The organism is Streptomyces sp. NPDC079167 (assembly GCF_040686735.1).
GTDB lineage: Bacteria > Actinomycetota > Actinomycetes > Streptomycetales > Streptomycetaceae > Streptomyces.
In genome coordinates this window covers 201,220-215,633 of the sequence record NZ_JBFBLO010000008.1, presented here as the reverse complement: position 1 = coordinate 215,633, position 14,414 = coordinate 201,220, and the positions used below count along the sequence as shown (strand labels likewise).

General features: G+C 69.9%; 17 protein-coding genes. 4 read left to right on the top strand and 13 right to left on the bottom strand.

All coding sequences use genetic code 11. The annotated features are described in order from the left end of the window. Positions 1-91: 91 nt before the first annotated feature. Entirely contained in the window at positions 92-799 is a 708-nt protein-coding gene (locus tag AB0P41_RS18990; protein WP_365933017.1) for an antibiotic biosynthesis monooxygenase, read from the bottom strand. A gap of 84 nt (positions 800-883) precedes the next feature. Then, positions 884-1,525 (bottom strand): DUF4232 domain-containing protein, encoded by a 642-nt coding sequence (locus AB0P41_RS18985; protein ID WP_356712066.1) that lies wholly within the window; start codon positions 1,523-1,525, stop codon positions 884-886. Positions 1,526-1,665: 140 nt separating this feature from the next. On the opposite strand from AB0P41_RS18985, the gene dapA reads away from it, so the two are divergent. After that, positions 1,666-2,553, top strand: a complete 888-nt coding sequence (gene dapA / locus AB0P41_RS18980) for a 4-hydroxy-tetrahydrodipicolinate synthase (protein ID WP_365933015.1) — start codon at positions 1,666-1,668, stop codon at positions 2,551-2,553. Here dapA and dapD read toward each other — a convergent pair. The 3 genes from dapD to AB0P41_RS18965 form a co-directional block, all read right to left on the bottom strand. Beyond that, the gene (gene dapD, locus AB0P41_RS18975; protein ID WP_356712070.1) at positions 2,550-3,548 is read right to left on the bottom strand and encodes a 2,3,4,5-tetrahydropyridine-2,6-dicarboxylate N-succinyltransferase; all 999 of its coding nucleotides are present in this window, start codon (positions 3,546-3,548) and stop codon (positions 2,550-2,552) included. The two genes, dapA and dapD, sit on opposite strands and share 4 nt — an antisense overlap. A gap of 103 nt (positions 3,549-3,651) precedes the next feature. Continuing rightward, on the bottom strand, positions 3,652-4,200 hold the full coding sequence (locus AB0P41_RS18970) for a TetR family transcriptional regulator (RefSeq protein ID WP_356712072.1): 549 nt from the start codon (positions 4,198-4,200) through the stop codon (positions 3,652-3,654). Beyond that, on the bottom strand, positions 4,200-4,520 hold the full coding sequence (locus tag AB0P41_RS18965; RefSeq protein ID WP_365933013.1) for a multidrug efflux SMR transporter: 321 nt from the start codon (positions 4,518-4,520) through the stop codon (positions 4,200-4,202). The genes AB0P41_RS18970 and AB0P41_RS18965 overlap by 1 nt, the downstream gene beginning before the upstream one ends. Positions 4,521-4,678: 158 nt before the next feature. Between AB0P41_RS18965 and AB0P41_RS18960 the strand changes: the two genes are divergently transcribed. Continuing rightward, positions 4,679-5,827 (top strand): hypothetical protein, encoded by a 1,149-nt coding sequence (locus AB0P41_RS18960; RefSeq protein WP_365933011.1) that lies wholly within the window; start codon positions 4,679-4,681, stop codon positions 5,825-5,827. 68 nt (positions 5,828-5,895) lie between these two features. Here AB0P41_RS18960 and AB0P41_RS18955 read toward each other — a convergent pair whose 3' ends face one another. From AB0P41_RS18955 to AB0P41_RS18920, 8 genes are read right to left on the bottom strand one after another with little or no spacing between them, the layout of a single operon-like run. Beyond that, positions 5,896-6,234: a metal-sulfur cluster assembly factor gene (locus tag AB0P41_RS18955; RefSeq protein ID WP_093539690.1), complete on the bottom strand. Its 339-nt coding sequence runs from the start codon at positions 6,232-6,234 to the stop codon at positions 5,896-5,898. Then, positions 6,231-6,686 (bottom strand): Fe-S cluster assembly sulfur transfer protein SufU, encoded by a 456-nt coding sequence (sufU, locus tag AB0P41_RS18950; protein ID WP_356712079.1) that lies wholly within the window; start codon positions 6,684-6,686, stop codon positions 6,231-6,233. The genes AB0P41_RS18955 and sufU overlap by 4 nt, the downstream gene beginning before the upstream one ends. A 29-nt stretch (positions 6,687-6,715) precedes the next feature. Further along, positions 6,716-7,984 (bottom strand): cysteine desulfurase, encoded by a 1,269-nt coding sequence (locus AB0P41_RS18945; RefSeq protein ID WP_356712081.1) that lies wholly within the window; start codon positions 7,982-7,984, stop codon positions 6,716-6,718. After that, entirely contained in the window at positions 7,981-8,745 is a 765-nt protein-coding gene (gene sufC, locus AB0P41_RS18940) for a Fe-S cluster assembly ATPase SufC (protein ID WP_099176101.1), read from the bottom strand. Before sufC ends, AB0P41_RS18945 begins: the two co-directional genes overlap by 4 nt. Before the next feature lie 7 nt (positions 8,746-8,752). After that, the gene (locus AB0P41_RS18935; protein WP_018555702.1) at positions 8,753-9,070 is read right to left on the bottom strand and encodes a bifunctional 3-phenylpropionate/cinnamic acid dioxygenase ferredoxin subunit; all 318 of its coding nucleotides are present in this window, start codon (positions 9,068-9,070) and stop codon (positions 8,753-8,755) included. Between the two features lies 1 nt (position 9,071). Further along, the gene (sufD, locus tag AB0P41_RS18930) at positions 9,072-10,253 is read right to left on the bottom strand and encodes a Fe-S cluster assembly protein SufD (RefSeq protein ID WP_356712083.1); all 1,182 of its coding nucleotides are present in this window, start codon (positions 10,251-10,253) and stop codon (positions 9,072-9,074) included. A 60-nt stretch (positions 10,254-10,313) separates the two neighbouring features. Then, positions 10,314-11,735 carry a Fe-S cluster assembly protein SufB gene (sufB, locus tag AB0P41_RS18925; protein ID WP_033303094.1) on the bottom strand — a complete coding sequence of 474 codons (1,422 nt, stop codon included), beginning with the start codon at positions 11,733-11,735 and terminating at the stop codon, positions 10,314-10,316. Beyond that, on the bottom strand, positions 11,732-12,472 hold the full coding sequence (locus AB0P41_RS18920; RefSeq protein WP_365933009.1) for a metalloregulator ArsR/SmtB family transcription factor: 741 nt from the start codon (positions 12,470-12,472) through the stop codon (positions 11,732-11,734). Before AB0P41_RS18920 ends, sufB begins: the two co-directional genes overlap by 4 nt. A 234-nt stretch (positions 12,473-12,706) precedes the next feature. Between AB0P41_RS18920 and AB0P41_RS18915 the strand changes: the two genes are divergently transcribed. After that, a complete protein-coding gene (locus AB0P41_RS18915) occupies positions 12,707-13,633 on the top strand; it encodes an ABC transporter ATP-binding protein (protein ID WP_356712088.1) in 927 nt (308 codons plus the stop codon). After that, positions 13,630-14,397 (top strand): ABC transporter permease, encoded by a 768-nt coding sequence (locus AB0P41_RS18910; RefSeq protein WP_365933006.1) that lies wholly within the window; start codon positions 13,630-13,632, stop codon positions 14,395-14,397. The genes AB0P41_RS18915 and AB0P41_RS18910 overlap by 4 nt, the downstream gene beginning before the upstream one ends. The last annotated feature ends 17 nt before the right edge of the window (positions 14,398-14,414 follow it).

Genomic DNA, 14,414 nt, shown 5'->3' with positions numbered 1-14,414 from the left:
CGGGCTGTGTGCGAGGGGCCGGCCCCGGTGCGTACGGGGCCTCGGCCGCCCTCCAGCCTAGACGCATTTCGTCCCGAGCCGCCCGGTTCTCCTACAGGCCGGACGAGAGGCTGATCGCGGGTGTGTAGCGGTGGACCGTACTGCGTTTCAGGCCGGGGTGGTTCTGGACCCGGTGCCACTGCGGCGTCGTCGATCCGACCCCGTCACCCGAGGCGGTGAGCGCGTCGACGTGGGCCTGCGCGCTCTCCCACTCGGCGTAGTTGAGCACCCGTGTCCCATCCGTACCGACGTGGAAGTGCGCCGAGATCCGACCGGGTGCCGGCGCCGGTCCGGACGCGAGCGCCTCGAAGACCGCGTCCACCCATTCGCGTTGACGGTCCGGGTCCGGTCCGTCGAGCTCGATGTCGACGATCACGACGCAGCCCGGCTCGCGTGTGCCGCCCTCCAGGCGTCCCGAACGGTACAACTCGAAGGAGTGCAGCCCGAGCCGCTCGATGCCGGGAACGGCCGCGTCGATCTCGGCGTTGCGCGCGTCGCGGCCGCTGCGCACGAAGTCCTGGTAGGCCTCCTCTGCGGACCACTGCGAGTAGTGGAGGAGCGTCCTGCCGTCCTCCCCGGTGTGCACGGTGTAGGAGAGAAGCCCGGGATGCGGCCAGGCCCGGCTGCCCCAGGCTTCGCGGACGGCTTCGACGGTCCGCCGCTGCCGTTCCGGGCCACCGACGTCCCAGGTGCTGACCTTGACGACGCCGACACCTGGACGGGTGAGGTCCGGGCGGGAGTTGAACTGTACGGACGGCATGGTGTGGTCCTCTCGTGGCGTACCCCCGTGGTGCGCCTTCGACCACCACCCTCATACGTCAAGTGCGGTTGAGGTCAACACCCGTCATCCGGCCGGGTCCGTACGCCAGGCCGTCGTGTTCAGCTCGTCCATCAGACGTATGTCGTGGCCCTCCAGCGGGAAGACCCGCGCCCCCGTGTCAGGGGCGGCCGCGATCTCCAGGGCGTCACCCTCGATGAGGTCACCGCCCTCCTTGGTGGAGACCCAGGCCAGCGTCGACCGGACACGCGCGCCGGGCTTCAGCACGACCTCCTCCGGCCCCTCGTCGTGGCCCATCATCGATCCGCCGGCGTTCACCGGGACGGGGATGCGCTCGCCGTGGTCACCCAGCGCGCGGACGGACGGGTAACCGTGCACGCGGTAGGGCTGCTTCCCGCAGTTGGTGAGCGTGAGCGTGACGGCCCGGTTGAACATCGCCGTCTGGACGGGGCCCATGTCGACGACCACTCCGGATGCCGGGCAGTCGCCGTCGCCTGCCGCCGCCGTGGGGCTCGGCGCGCCCTGGGCGGGCGCGTCCGTCGTGGCCCCCGGGTCCACCGGCCGGGTCGGGGCGGCGGGGCCCGGTGTGGGGCTCGTCGTGGGGGCCGGCTCGCCCTCCCCCGCGGGCACCAGGAATCCGGCGCAGCCGGTCAGCGTCAGTGCGGCGACCGTGAGTACGGCTGCCGAGATCGTCCTGCGTACGCGCATGCCGCTTACCCCACCCCTGGAACGGTCCGTCGCCACTCTGTTCGATCATGCCAGACCTCGCCCACTGTTCAGCATCGCTTGCCCCGCACCCCGAGCAGAACTAAGTGGACCCGCGCGTACCGGCGGCCGAGACTGCGGACATGACATCCCACACGGCCAGGCCCTTCGGCCGCACCCTCTGCGCCATGATCACCCCGTTCACCACCGCCGGTGACCTGGACCTGGACGCCGCCCGCCGTCACGCCGCCGGTCTCGTCGCGGACGGCTGCGACGGTCTCGTGCTCAGCGGCACCACCGGCGAGTCACCGACCACGACGGACGAGGAGAAGACCGCGCTGCTGCGGGCCGTCCGGGAGGCGGTCGGCGTCTCCGTGCCGCTCGTCGCGGGCGTGGGCAGTTCCGACACCCGGCACACGGTCCGGCTCGCGCGCGAGGCCGAGGCCGCGGGAGCCGACGGGCTGCTGGTGGTGACGCCGTACTACAGCCGTCCCCCGCAGGCCGCCGTGGAGGCGCACTTCCTGCGGGTCGCGGAGGCCACGGGCCTCGGGCTGATGCTGTACGACATCCCGGGCCGCACCGGCACGAGGATCGAACCGGCGACACTGATCCGGCTGGCCGGACATCCACGTGTCGTGGCGGTCAAGGACTGTTCGTACGACCTGCTCGCCGCCACCAAGGTGATGACGCGGACCTCACTGGCCTACTACTCGGGGTGCGAGGAGCTGAACCTCCCGCTGTACGCGCTCGGCGGCGCCGGCTATGTGAGCACGGTCGCCAACGCGGCCCCACGTCAGATGCGGGCCGTGCTGGACGCGTTCGACGCCGGCGACACCGCGGAGGCGGCCCGTCTCAACGGGCTCACCACCCCGCTGGTCGAGGCCATGATGGCCGCCGGCCTGCCCGGCACGGTCACGGCGAAGGCGCTGCTGGACGCGGGCCCGGTCCGCGAACCGCTGCAGCCCGCCGACCGCGAGGCGGTCGACGGGCTGCGCGGGGTGTACGAGGAACTCCTCGCCGCTACGGACTAGTCGTTGCTGTGCAGTACGTCGTTGAGCCCGTCCCAGACCGCGTTGTTCGGGCGGGCCTCGACGGCGCCGGTGACCGAGTTGCGGCGGAACAGAATGTTCGAGGCGCCGGAGAGCTCGCGGGCCTTGACGACCTGGCCGTCGGGCATCGTGATCCGGGTGCCGGCCGTGACGTACAGCCCGGCCTCGACGACGCACTCGTCGCCGAGCGCGATCCCGATTCCCGCCTCGGCGCCGATCAGGCAGCGCTGCCCGATGGCGATGCGCTCCTTGCCGCCGCCGGACAGTGTGCCCATGGTGGACGCGCCGCCGCCGATGTCGGAGCCGTCGCCGACGACGACGCCCGCGGAGATGCGGCCCTCGACCATGGAGGTGCCGAGGGTGCCCGCGTTGAAGTTGACGAAGCCCTCGTGCATCACGGTCGTGCCGGAGGCCAGGTGGGCCCCGAGCCGCACCCGGTCGGCGTCGGCGATCCGCACGCCCTTGGGCGCGACGTAGTCAGTCATCCGGGGGAACTTGTCCACCGAGGTGACCTGGAGGTGCAGGCCCTCGGCGCGGGCGTTGAGCCGGACCTTCTCCAGGTCGTCGACGGCCACGGGGCCCAGCGAGGTCCAGGCGACGTTGGCGAGGAAGCCGAAGATGCCGTCCAGGTTCTGCCCGTGGGGCTGCACGAGGCGGTGCGAGAGCAGGTGCAGCCGCAGATAGGTGTCGTGCGCGTCGAGCGGCTTGTCGTCCAGCGAGGAGATGACCGTGGACACGGCGACGATCTCCACGCCGCGGCGCGCGTCCACGCCGATGGCCTTGGCCGCGCCGTCGCCGAGACGGTTCACCGCCTCCTCGGGGCTCAGGCGCTGCGTCCCGGCCGGGCCGGGGGTGGCGGTGAGCTCGGGGGCGGGGAACCAGGTGTCGAGGACGGTGCCGTCACCGGCGATGGTGGCGAGGCCGGCGGCGACGGCGCCGGTGGTGCGGGCGGAGCCCTGGGAAGTCGTGTCGGTCATGGACAGAACCTAACCGTCCGAGCCCCGCGCGGGCGAACCGGTCTCAGCTGCCGGAGCGTTCCCGCCCGCGGCGCACCGTCCGGCGGGGCACCTCCGGCAGGTGTCAGCGGCCCGCCCCGTCCACGACCCTGGCCAGCATCTCCCTGGTGTACTCCGGGTCGAAGTCGCCGCCGGTGAGCAGCACCTGGAGGCTGATCCCGTCCAGCAGCGCCGTGAGCGCACGCGCGGTGGCCCGGTCCGTGCGGTCCGCGATCAGCACGGCCAGGGCCTCGGCCCACTCGGCGGCGACCGGCCGCAGCGCGGGCCTGCGGAGGGCCGCGAGGTACAGCTCGTACTCCAGCGCCGGCGGCCCGGGCCCCGCGGCGAACCACTCCCCCAGCAGCCGGGTCAGCTCATCGGCCAGCGGGACCCCGGGGTCGGCGAGGTACGGGCTCTCCCGCACCGTCCGGGCGAAGCTCTCGTTGCACCGGCGCAGAGCGGCGACCAACAGCTCGTCGAGCGAGCCGAAGTGATACGTCGTCGAGCCGAGAGGCACATCGGCCTCGGCTGCCACGGTGCGGTGGCTGAGCCCGCCGATACCCCGGTCCGCGACGACACGGATGGCCGCGTCGATGATGCGCTCACGCCGCTCGGGGTCGTACCGCCGGACCATCAGTGGGCTCCTCCGAGATTGAGGACGACGACCCCCGCGATGACCAGCGCGATGCCCGCCAGCTTGACGAGGCCCGCGGACTCCCCCATCCAGAGGATGCCGATGGCGGCGACGGCCGCGGTGCCCGCCCCCGCCCAGATGGCGTAGGCGGTGCCGATCGACAGCGTCTTGAGGGTCTGGGCCAGCAGTGCGAAGGCCAGGACATAGCCGACGACGGTGATGAGTGAGGGCCACAGCCTGGTGAACCCCTCGCTGTACTTCATGGCCGTCGTCCCGGCCACCTCCACCGCTATGGCCGCGGCCAGCATTCCGTATCCCATGCGTACAAGCGTACACAGCGATGTGTACGGCCGTACACACATGCGGTGCACCAGCGTCGTGACCGGCCAGGAAGGGATTCGAGGGCGCGCCGGGACGCTACGGTGTCCGCATCGGTAGGACCGGATGACAACCGGACGATACGAGCAACGGAGCAGTGGTGACGCAGGACGCAGGGTGGGGCGGGGGCGCCTACGGGGGCGCGGCGTACGGCGGAAGTCCCTACGGGGGCCCGCCGGGGTGGGGCGGCTGGACGCCACCGCCGAAGCCGGGGGTGATACCGCTCGCCCCGCTGAAGCTGGGGGACGTGCTGGGCGGGGCGTTCTCGACGATGGGCAGGTACTGGAAGCAGCTCTTCGGCATGGCCGCCGCCCTGTACGGCGGGGCCGCGCTCCTGATGGCGGCGGCGGTCGCCATCGCCTACTCCGCCGTCTCCGACCACCTGGAGCGGGTGGTCTCCCTCGACTACGACGAGGGAGCCTCGTCCTCGGACATCGTTCCGCTCGTGACCGCGGGCTGCCTCCTCGCCCTGCTGGGCATCGTCACCATGGCGGTCGTCTCCGGTCTGATGTACGCGGCTGTCCCGGCCGTGCTGCAGGACGCGGTCCTGGGCAGGCCCCTGACCTTCTCCACGGTGTGGCAGAGGGCCTGGGCCCATGTCGTCCCCGTGATCGGTGCCCTGATCCTCACCGCCCTGGTCGCGATGGTGCCCGTACTCCTGGTCATGGCGGTCTTCATCGGGGCGATCATCAGCCTCGTCACGACGGACGGTGGCGGTGGCGCCGCCACCGCCATCACGCTGGGCGTCGTCGGCGTCCTGATCACCGGGCCTCTGGCGGTCTGGATCTGGATAAAGGTGAGCCTGGCACCGGCGGCCGTGGTCTTCGAGGGCCGGGGGCCCGTCGCCGCGCTGCGCCGCTCGTCCCAGCTGGTGCGCGGCGACTGGTGGCGGATCTTCGGCATCAGCCTGCTCGCCGGCGTGATAGCGAGCATGGCCGGCTACTTCATCCAGCTGCCCTTCTCGTTCCTCGGTCTCGTCCCCGGCATGATCGGGACGGCGTCGCTGGAGGACGACCCGAGCCCCGCGGCGGTGCTGGTCGCGATGAGCGGCTACCTGGTCGCGACCCTGCTGGGGCAGCTCGTGAGCCAGATCATCTCGACCACGTTCCCGCAGCTGGTGACCGGCCTCCTCTACGTCGACCGGCGGATGCGGACGGAGAACCTGGGCCCCGTCCTGGCCGAGGCCGCCGGCGTCCCCGCACAGGGCCCGGTGCCTCCGTCGTACGCGGACGGCACCCCGCAGTGGTGACCCGGCCGGGCTGACCACAGAAACAAGAAGGCCCCCGGCGCAGCCGGGGGCCTTCAGGACGTCATGGCTCAGACGTTGAAACCGAGCGCGCGAAGCTGCTCGCGACCGTCGTCGGTGATCTTGTCGGGACCCCACGGCGGCATCCAGACCCAGTTGATCCGGAGCTCGTTGACGATGCCGTCCGTCGCGGACTTCGCCTGGTCCTCGATGACGTCGGTCAGCGGACAGGCCGCCGACGTCAGCGTCATGTCGAGGGTGGCGATGTTGGCGTCGTCGATGTGGATGCCGTAGATCAGGCCCAGGTTGACCACGTCGATCCCCAGCTCGGGGTCGACCACGTCGTACAGGGCCTCGCGGACCTCCTCCTCGGAGGCCGGCTTGGTCGTAAGAGTCTCGTTGTCGCTCATGCCGTCTTCCCTTCGGACAGCGCCTGCGCCGTCGCGTCCTTCCACGCCATCCAGCTCAGCAGCGCGCACTTGACCCGGGCCGGATACTTGGAGACGCCGGCGAACGCGACCGCGTCCTCCAGCACCTCCTCCATCGCGTCGTCCGGCTCCAGCTGACCCTTGGACTGCATCAGTTCCAGGAAGGTCTCCTGGATCTTCTGCGCCTCGCCGAGCTGCTTGCCCACCAGCAGGTCGTTGAGCACGGAGGCGCTGGCCTGGCTGATGGAACAGCCCTGGCCCTCGTAGCTGACGTCGGCGACGGTGTCGCCGTCGTACTTCACGCGGAGCGTGATCTCGTCGCCACACGTCGGGTTGACGTGGTGCACCTCGGCGTCGCCGTCCCGCAGGCCACGCCCGTGGGGGTGCTTGTAGTGGTCCAGGATCACTTCCTGGTACATGGAATCAAGCTTCACCAGTCAACCCTCAGCCGCTCTGCCATCTTCTAACCGAAAAAGTTCCGCACGTGCTCGAGCCCGTCCACCAGGGCGTCGACCTCGGCGGGCGTGGAGTACAGATAGAACGACGCTCGCGTCGTCGCAGGAATTCCGTACCTCAGGCACACCGGTCGTGCGCAGTGGTGTCCGACCCGGACCGCGATGCCCTGCTCGTCGAGCACCTGGCCCACATCGTGCGGGTGGATGTCACCGAGCGTGAAGGAGATCGTCGCGCCCCGGTCCTCGGCGGTCGCCGGACCGATGATCCGGAGGTCCGGAACCTCCAGGAGCCGCCGCACCGCGTACTGGGTGATGGCCTGCTCATGGCGGTGGATGTTCTCCATGCCGATCGCGGAGAGGTAGTCCACGGCCGCGCCGAGGCCGACGGCCTGCGCGATCGGGGGCGTACCGGCCTCGAACTTGTGCGGCGCCGGGGCGTACGTCGAGGAGTGCATCGACACGGTCTCGATCATCTCGCCGCCGCCGAGGAAGGGCGGCAGGTCCTCCAGGAGCTCCTGCCGTCCCCAGAGCACGCCGATGCCGGTCGGGCCGACCATCTTGTGGCCGGTGAAGGCCACGAAGTCGGCCTGCAGCGCCTGCACGTCGAGCACCATGTGCGGGGCCGCCTGCGAGGCGTCGATGCAGACCAGCGCGCCGACCTGCTGGGCACGCCGGATGATCTTCTCGACCGGGTTGACCGTGCCCATGATGTTGGAGACCAGGGTGAAGGAGACGATCTTCGTCTTCTCCGTGATGATCTCGTCGATGTTCGACAGGTCCAGCCGGCCGTCGTCCGTGATGTTGAACCACTTGAGCTTCGCGCCGGTGCGCTGCGAGAGCAGCTGCCACGGCACGATGTTGGAGTGGTGCTCCATCTCGGTGGTGACGATCTCGGTGTCGCTGTCCACCCGGTAGGGCTCGTCCGCCCAGCCGAGCATGTTGGCGACGAGGTTCAGCGACTCCGAGGCGTTCTTGGTGAAGATCACCTCGTTGCGGCTGGGTGCGTTGATGAAGGCCGCGACCTTGTCGCGAGCGCCCTCGTACAGCGCGGTGGCCTCCTCGGCGATCGTGTACACACCGCGGTGGACGTTGGCGTTGTGCCGCTCGTAGTACTCGTTGAGCGCGTCGAGCACCTGACGCGGCTTCTGCGAGGTCGCCGCGCTGTCCAGGTACACGATCTTCTTGCCGTCGTGGACCGTGCGGTCCAGGATCGGGAAGTCCTTGCGGATCGCCTCGGTGTCGAGGAGGCCGGAGAGCCCCTGTCGGGCGTCAGTCACGCTGAAGCGCCACCCTTCGTGTAGGCCTCGTAGCCCTCGTTCTCCAGCTGGTCGGCCAGCTCGGCACCGCCGGAGGCGGCGATCCGGCCGTTGGCGAAGACGTGCACGTAGTCGGGCTTGATGTACTTGAGGATGCGCGTGTAGTGCGTGATCAGCAGGGTGCCGACCTCGCCGGTCTCGCGCACGCGGTTGACGCCCTCGGAGACGGTCTTCAGCGCGTCGACGTCCAGACCGGAGTCGGTCTCGTCGAGGATCGCGATCTTCGGCTTGAGGAGCTCCAGCTGAAGGATCTCGTGGCGCTTCTTCTCACCGCCGGAGAAGCCCTCGTTGACGTTGCGCTCGGCGAAGGCCGGGTCCATCTGGAGCTGGGCCATCGTCTCCTTGACCTCCTTCACCCACGTCCGCAGCTTGGGGGCCTCGCCGCGGACGGCGGTGGCGGAGGTGCGCAGGAAGTTGGAGACCGAGACACCGGGGATCTCGACCGGGTACTGCATGGCGAGGAACAGGCCGGCGCGGGCCCGCTCGTCCACGGACATCTCCAGGACGTCCTCGCCGTCCAGGGTCACCGTGCCACTCGTGATCGTGTACTTGGGGTGACCCGCGAGCGAGTACGCGAGGGTGGACTTGCCGGACCCGTTCGGGCCCATGATGGCGTGGGTCTCGCCCTGCTTCACGGTCAGGTCGACGCCCTTGAGGATCTCCTTCGTGGCGTTGTCGGCCTCGACGGAGACGTGCAGGTCGCGGATTTCAAGCGTTGCCATGGGTGACTCAGGACTCCTGGGTGACGGAGACGAGCACATCGTCCCCTTCGATCTTTACGGGGTATACGGGGACGGGGCGCGTCGCGGGAAGACCGGACGGCTTGCCGGTGCGGAGGTCGAAGCTCGATCCGTGCAGCCAGCACTCGATCGAGCAGTCCTCCACCTCGCCCTCCGACAGCGAGACGTTCGCGTGCGAGCAGATGTCGTTGATCGCGAACACCTCGCCCTCGGTGCGGACGACGGAGACCGGCGTGCCGTCGAGCTCCACCCTCTTCGGGGTGTCGTCCTCCAGCTCGCTCAGCGCACAGGCTTTCACGAAGGCCATCTCAGACCGACGCCTTCAGCTCGGCCTCGATCTTGTCGAGGAGACGGGCTTCGACGTCGGGCAGACCGATCTGCTGGACCAGCTCGGCGAAGAAGCCGCGCACGACGAGCCGGCGGGCCTCCTCGGCCGGGATACCGCGGGACTGCAGGTAGAACAGCTGCTCGTCGTCGAAGCGGCCGGTCGCCGAGGCGTGGCCCGCGCCGACGATCTCGCCGGTCTCGATCTCCAGGTTCGGTACGGAGTCGACCCGGGCACCGTCGGTGAGAACCAGGTTGCGGTTCATCTCGTAGGTGTCGGTGCCCTCGGCCGCGGCCTGGATGAGCACGTCACCGATCCACACCGCGTGGGCGTCGTCGCCCTGGAGCGCGCCCTTGTACACCGCGTTGGACTTGCAGTGCGGCGTGTTGTGGTCGACCAGGAGGCGGTGCTCCTGGTGCTGGCCCTTGTCGGTGAAGTACAGGCCGAAGAGCTCGGCCTCGCCGCCCGGGGCCGCGTACGCGACGCGCGGGTGGAGACGGACGAGGTCCCCGCCGAACGTCACGATGACCGACTTGAAGGAGGCGTCGCGGCCGACCAGCGCGTTGTGCTGGCCGACGTGGACGGCCGTGTCGTCCCAGTCCTGGACGGAGACGACGGTCAGCTTGGCACCGTCGCCCAGGACGTAGTCGACGTTGGCCGCGAGCACGGCGTCACCGGTGTGGTCGATGACGACGACGGCCTCGGCGAAGGCGCCCAGCTCGATGACCTGGTGGCCGTAGGCCACGCCGCCCTCGCCGTGCACGGTGATCCGGACCGGCTCGCTGAGCACGGCCTCCTTGGCGACCGTGACGACCGAGGCGTGCTGGAAGGACGAGTACGCCTGGGCGGCGACCCGGTCCACCGGCGTGCCGGCCTTGCCGAGCCGCGCGTCGTCGCGGCCGACGGTCTCGACCGTGACGCCCGAGGGCGCCTCGACGACGACCTTGACCCCGTCGCCGGTGGCGACCGCGGTGCCGTCGTGCAGGCCTCGCAGCCGCTCCAGCGGCGTGAACCGCCACTCCTCCTCGCGGCCGTGCGGGACCGGGAAGTCCGCGACGTCGAAGGACGGGGGCGCGCTCATGCGCGTGGCGACGGTGGACTCGGCCGCCACCGCGATGGAACCGGCGGTCGTCGAACCGGCCGGGATGTTCTGAGCCTCAGCCATGGCTGTCGTAGTGCTCGCTTTCTCAGTCAAGAACTCTTCGGGACGCGGTCGGCGGGCGTACTAGCCGACCGAACCCTCCATCTGCAGCTCGATCAGCCGGTTGAGCTCCAGGGCGTACTCCATGGGCAGCTCCTTGGCGATCGGCTCGACGAAGCCGCGCACGATCATCGCCATGGCCTCGAACTCGGTCATGCCGCGGCTCATCAGGTAGAAGAGCTGGTCCTCGGAGACCTTGGAGACGGTCGCCTCGTGCCCCATCGACACGTCGTCCTCGCGGACGTCGACGTACGGATAGGTGTCGGAGCGGGAGATGGTGTCCACGAGCAGCGCGTCGCACAGCACGTTGGACTTGGCGCCCGGCGCACCCTCGCCGATCTCGATGAGACCGCGGTAGGAGGTGCGGCCACCGCCTCGCGCCACCGACTTGGAGACGATGTTGGAGGAGGTGTTCGGAGCCATGTGGACCATCTTGGCGCCGGCGTCCTGGTGCTGGCCCTCGCCCGCGAAGGCGATGGACAGGGTCTCGCCCTTGGCGTGCTCGCCCATCAGGTAGACGGCCGGGTACTTCATGGTGACCTTGGAGCCGATGTTGCCGTCGACCCACTCCATGGTCGCGCCCTCGTACGCCACGGCACGCTTGGTGACCAGGTTGTAGACGTTGTTCGACCAGTTCTGGATGGTCGTGTAGCGGCAGCGGCCGCCCTTCTTCACGATGATCTCGACGACCGCGGAGTGCAGCGAGTCCGAGGAGTAGATCGGCGCGGTGCAGCCCTCGACGTAGTGGACGTAGGCGTCCTCGTCGACGATGATCAGCGTCCGCTCGAACTGGCCCATGTTCTCCGTGTTGATACGGAAGTAAGCCTGGAGCGGGATTTCGACGTGCACGCCCTTCGGCACGTAGATGAAGGAGCCACCGGACCACACGGCGGAGTTCAGCGAGGCGAACTTGTTGTCACCGACGGGGATGACGGTGCCGAAGTACTCCTTGAAGAGCTCCGGGTGCTCCTTGAGCGCGGTGTCGGTGTCCATGAAGATGACACCCTGCGCCTCGAGCTCCTCGTTGATCTGGTGGTAGACCACCTCGGACTCGTACTGCGCGGCGACACCGGCGACCAGGCGCTGCTTCTCCGCCTCCGGGATGCCGAGCTTGTCGTACGTGTTCTTGATGTCCTCGGGCAGGTCCTCCCAGGACTCCGCCTGCTTCTCCGTGGACCGCACGAAGTACTTGATGTTGTCGAAGTCGATGCCCGAGAGGTCGGAGCCCCAGTTCGGCATGGGCTTCTTGCCGAACAGCTTCAGGCCCTTGAGCCGGAGCTTCAGCATCCACTCCGGTTCGTTCTTCTTCTCCGAGATGTCGCGGACGACAGCTTCGGACAGGCCGCGCTTCGCCGCCGCGCCTGCCGCGTCGGAGTCGGCCCAGCCGAATTCGTACGTACCCAGGCCCTCGAGCTCAGGGTGGGCAGTCTCCGTAGGGAGCGTCATGCGGGGTTCCTCCCGGCCGTACTTGCAGATGCTGAATGGGTGGTCTGTGGTGCCGTGGGGCTGCTGCGCGGAACGAACGTCGTGCACACACCGTCGCCGTGGGCGAGGGTGGCGAGACGCTGCACATGGGTCCCGAGCAGGCTGGAGAAGAATTCCGTCTCCGCCTCGCACAGCTGCGGGAACTGCTCGGCTACGTGCGCGACCGGGCAGTGGTGCTGGCACAGTTGCTCGCCCTGCTGACGGCCCGGCGCGCTGCGCGCCGTAGCAGCGTACCCGTCGGCCGACAAGGCCTTGGCCAAGGCCTCGGTACGGGCCTCGGGGTCCGCGGCCTCGATCACGGACCGGTACTTCTCGGACTGGGAGGCCATCCTGGCGCGGGCGAAGGCGACGAGCGCCTCGTCCCCCGCCGTCTCGGCGATCCAGTGCAGGGCGTCGGCGGCGAGCTTGTCGTAGGACTGGTCGAACGCGTCCCGGCCGCAGTCGGTGAGGGCGAAGACCTTGGCCGGACGGCCGCGGGTCCGCGCTCCGTAGACCCGCTGTTCGCGGGCCTCGACCACATCGTCGGAGACGAGTGCGTCCAGGTGGCGACGGACGGCGGCCTGGGTCAGGCCGACGCGCTTCGCCAGATCGGCGACGGTGGAGGGGCCGTGGTCCAGGATGGAGCGCGCGACCCGGTTACGCGTCGAGCGCTCACCGGTCGCGAGTTCCTCCTGAGGAGCCCCGCCAACGTATTTCACAACGCCATTGTTGCGTAATTCCTGCGGGCGTGACAACCCACCTCCCGGCCGGGCGCGGTGCCCTTCATCACTTAGGCGAACCTAAGTTGACCTGCGGAAACAGACGATCACAGCAGGCCGTCGCAGGTGGGCGCTCTCCCGGCCCGCCGGTGGCCGGACTGCCGGAAAGGCTCCCGGGACCTGCGGGAACCCGGCGCGCCGGACCCCTCTCCTGCCAGCCTAGACTTGCCCGCCATGAGCAGTGAGCCCGTCGTACAGGCCAGGGGCCTCGTCAAGCGGTACGGCACCAGAGCAGCGGTCGACGGCCTCGATCTGAAGGTCGCGGCGGGCGCCGTGACCGCGGTCCTCGGCCCCAACGGCGCCGGCAAGACCACCACGATCGAGACCTGCGAGGGCTACCGCCGTCCGGACGCGGGGACCGTACGGGTCCTGGGACTCGACCCGGTCGCGGACGCCGCGGCGCTCCGGCCCCGTATCGGCGTGATGCTGCAGTCCGGCGGCGTCTACTCGGGCGCCCGCGCAGACGAGATGCTGCGCCACATGGCGAAGCTGCACGCCCATCCCCTGGACGTCGACGCGCTGATCGAACGCCTCGGGCTCGGCAGCTGCGGCCGGACCACCTACCGCCGGCTCTCCGGCGGCCAGCAGCAGCGCCTCGCGCTGGCCATGGCCGTCGTCGGCCGCCCCGAGCTGGTCTTCCTGGACGAGCCGACGGCGGGCCTCGACCCGCAGGCCCGCCGCTCCACCTGGGACCTGATCCGGGAGCTGCGCACCGACGGGGTGTCGGTCGTCCTCACCACCCACTTCATGGACGAGGCCGAGGAGCTCGCCGACGACGTCGCCGTCATCGACGCGGGCCGGGTCATCGCCCAGGGCAGCCCGGAGCAGCTGTGCCGCGGCGGCGCCGAGAACACCCTGCGCTTCACCGGCCGCCCCGGCCTGGACCTCGGCTCGCTGCTGAAGGCGCTGCCCGACGGCAGCGAGGCCGCGGAGCTCACGAAGGGCGCCTACCGCATCACCGGCCGGATCGACCCGGAGCTGCTGGCGACCGTCACCTCCTGGTGCGCCCAGCACGGTGTGATGCCGGACGGCATCGCGGTGGAGCGGCACACCCTCGAGGACGTCTTCCTGGAACTGACCGGCAAGGAGCTGCGCGCATGAGCGCCGGTACGTACACCCCGCGCCCCGGCGCCGCCCCGCTGCCGCGCATGATCGCCGCGCAGGCCGCGCTGGAGACCCGGATGCTCCTGCGCAACGGCGAACAGCTGCTGCTCACCGTGGTCATCCCGACGCTGCTGCTCGTGCTGTTCAGCGCGGTCGACATCGTCGACACGGGCAAGGGCGAGCCGGTCGACTTCCTGGCGCCCGGCGTCCTGGCGCTCGCGGTGATGTCCACGGCCTTCACCGGCCAGGCCATCGCCACCGGATTCGAACGCCGCTACGGAGTGCTCAAGCGGCTGGGTGCCTCACCCCTGCCCCGCTGGGGACTGATGGCGGCGAAGACCATCTCGGTGCTGGTCACGGAGGTGCTGCAGATCGTCCTGCTGACGGTGATCGCCTTCGCTCTGGGCTGGTCGCCCGAGGGCGGTCCGTTCGCCGTGCTGCTGCTCCTGGCCCTGGGCACGGTGGCCTTCTCCGGGCTCGGGCTGCTGATGGCGGGAACGCTGAAGGCCGAGGCGACGCTGGCGGCGGCCAACCTGGTCTTCCTGCTGCTGCTCGTCGGTGGCGGGGTCATCGTGCCGCTGGACAAGTTCCCGGACGCGGCGCAGTCGGTGCTGGGTCTGCTGCCGATCTCGGCACTCTCCGACGGGCTCAGGGACGTCCTCCAGCACGGCACGGCGATGCCCTGGGGCGACGCGGCGATCCTGGCCGTCTGGGCGGTCCTGGGGCTGGGCGCGGCGGCACGCTTCTTCCGCTGGGAGTGAGCGGGCGGGGCCACGTG

Coding starts and splice junctions, on each gene's coding strand:
- AB0P41_RS18970 (WP_356712072.1), bottom strand. CDS start 4,200: ATGGTCCGGCGGTACGACCCCGAGCGGCGTGAGCGCATCATCGACGCG.
- AB0P41_RS18965 (WP_365933013.1), bottom strand. CDS start 4,520: ATGGGATACGGAATGCTGGCCGCGGCCATAGCGGTGGAGGTGGCCGGG.
- AB0P41_RS18990 (WP_365933017.1), bottom strand. CDS start 799: ATGCCGTCCGTACAGTTCAACTCCCGCCCGGACCTCACCCGTCCAGGT.
- sufB (WP_033303094.1), bottom strand. CDS start 11,735: ATGACGCTCCCTACGGAGACTGCCCACCCTGAGCTCGAGGGCCTGGGT.
- AB0P41_RS18910 (WP_365933006.1), top strand. CDS start 13,630: ATGAGCGCCGGTACGTACACCCCGCGCCCCGGCGCCGCCCCGCTGCCG.
- AB0P41_RS18985 (WP_356712066.1), bottom strand. CDS start 1,525: ATGCGCGTACGCAGGACGATCTCGGCAGCCGTACTCACGGTCGCCGCA.
- AB0P41_RS18915 (WP_356712088.1), top strand. CDS start 12,707: ATGAGCAGTGAGCCCGTCGTACAGGCCAGGGGCCTCGTCAAGCGGTAC.
- dapD (WP_356712070.1), bottom strand. CDS start 3,548: ATGACCGACACGACTTCCCAGGGCTCCGCCCGCACCACCGGCGCCGTC.
- dapA (WP_365933015.1), top strand. CDS start 1,666: ATGACATCCCACACGGCCAGGCCCTTCGGCCGCACCCTCTGCGCCATG.
- AB0P41_RS18935 (WP_018555702.1), bottom strand. CDS start 9,070: ATGGCCTTCGTGAAAGCCTGTGCGCTGAGCGAGCTGGAGGACGACACC.
- AB0P41_RS18955 (WP_093539690.1), bottom strand. CDS start 6,234: ATGAGCGACAACGAGACTCTTACGACCAAGCCGGCCTCCGAGGAGGAG.
- sufC (WP_099176101.1), bottom strand. CDS start 8,745: ATGGCAACGCTTGAAATCCGCGACCTGCACGTCTCCGTCGAGGCCGAC.
- sufD (WP_356712083.1), bottom strand. CDS start 10,253: ATGGCTGAGGCTCAGAACATCCCGGCCGGTTCGACGACCGCCGGTTCC.